General features: G+C 50.5%; 1 protein-coding gene. It reads left to right on the forward strand.

The window, feature by feature from the left end; all coding sequences use genetic code 11:
- Positions 1–66: 66 nt before the first annotated feature.
- A protein-coding gene (locus EI161_RS14250; RefSeq protein WP_225735416.1) for an IS3 family transposase occupies positions 67–1622 on the forward strand; the annotation gives its coding sequence in 2 pieces (ribosomal slippage) (positions 67–520 and positions 520–1622; 1557 coding nt in all).
- The last annotated feature ends 36 nt before the right edge of the window (positions 1623–1658 follow it).

A 1658-nucleotide genomic window follows, 5' to 3' on the forward strand; every position in this document is an offset into this window, starting at 1 on the left:
ACCCCCTATGGCAGGATAGTTGTCACCCCTAAAGAATAATCCAAATGGGGGTAATGAGGATCAATCATGCCACGTTATAGTGAAGAGCGTAAACAGATCATACTCAGCAAACTGCTACCACCGCTGAGCCTAACCGTTGCCCAAGTTTCAAGAGATGAAGGCATCGGACTACAGACCCTGTATAATTGGCGTGCCCAAGCCCGACAAAAAGGCCACCCTATGCCTGGACACAATAAAACCCCCGATGACTGGACAAGTGAAACCAAACTTGCCACCATCATAGAGACTGCCGCCCTAAGCGAAGCTGAGCTTAGCGAATACTGCCGCAGCAAAGGTCTCTACGTTGAGCAAATCAAAGCTTGGCGCGCGGACGCCCTCAAAGGCTTTAGCAGCAGCAAACAACAAAGCCTTAAAGACAAACGTCAACAACAAACCGATCGCAAACAGATCAAACAACTCACCCGAGAGCTTGCCCGAAAGGAGAAGGCCCTAGCTGAAACTGCCGCCTTGTTGGTACTCAGAAAAAAGTTGGAAGCGTTTTGGGAGGAGCACGAGGACGACTGACCTTGCTCCCTAAGCGCAAGCAATACATAGACTGGATACAAGAGGCCAATCGATCAGGTGCCAGAGTTACTCTTGCCTGTATTGAGGTTGGCATCGGCATCCGCACCTATCGGCGCTGGTACCGCGCAGGTCAGCTCTCTCATGACAAGCGCCCCGATGCCGTACGGTCAGCACCCAAGAACAAACTGACAGAAGCTGAACAAGCCGCGATTATTGCTGTGTGTAATCAGCCCCGCTTTGCCAGTTTGCCGCCGACCCAAATTGTACCGACTCTGCTGGATGAGGGGGTATATTATGCCTCTGAATCCACCTTCTATCGAGTGCTAAAGCAGCATAGCCAACTCAACCATCGTGGTCGTGCGCTAGCCCCTAAGCCCTCAAGCGCCCCGCAAACCTTTACCGCCACTGCTGCCTGCCAAGTGTTCTGCTGGGACATCACCTATTTGCCAAGTCCAGTTCGTGGTCAGTTCTATTATTTGTATATGATAGAGGATGTCTATAGTCGTAAGATTGTCGGCTGGGAGGTCTACGACTGTGAGTCAGGAGCATTGGCCGCTAAGCTGCTTGAGCGGACTTTGATCAGTGAGCAATGCTTGCACACCGGTGTGGTACTACATTCAGACAATGGTGCACCGATGAAAGCACAAACCATGCGTATGAAGGCTTATGAGCTTGGGGTTGTGAGCTCATACAGCAGACCGCGTGTCAGTAATGACAATCCCTTTGCAGAATCGCTGTTTAAAACCTGCAAGTATCGCCCTAATTGGCCAACCGAAGGCTTTAAAAGCGTTGAGGCGGCAAGAACATGGGTGCTGACATTCACACGTTGGTACAATGATGAGCACAAGCACAGTCAGCTTAACTTTGTGACGCCCAATCAGCGCCATACGGGCGAGGATAAGGAAATACTGGCCAAACGTCATGAGACGATGCAGCGTGCTAAAGCCCAAAACCCGATACGCTGGGGTAGTCAAGAGGTGAGGAACTGTAAGCCTGTGGGTCCGACAACACTAAACCCTGTAAAAGAGCAACAACAGGATCAATTACGAGCCGCTTAATTTAGTTTATGGTGACAACTAGCTTGAAAAACTCCG

Origin of the sequence: Psychrobacter sp. FME5, assembly GCF_014861375.1 — a bacterium.
Classification (GTDB): Bacteria; Pseudomonadota; Gammaproteobacteria; order Pseudomonadales; family Moraxellaceae; genus Psychrobacter.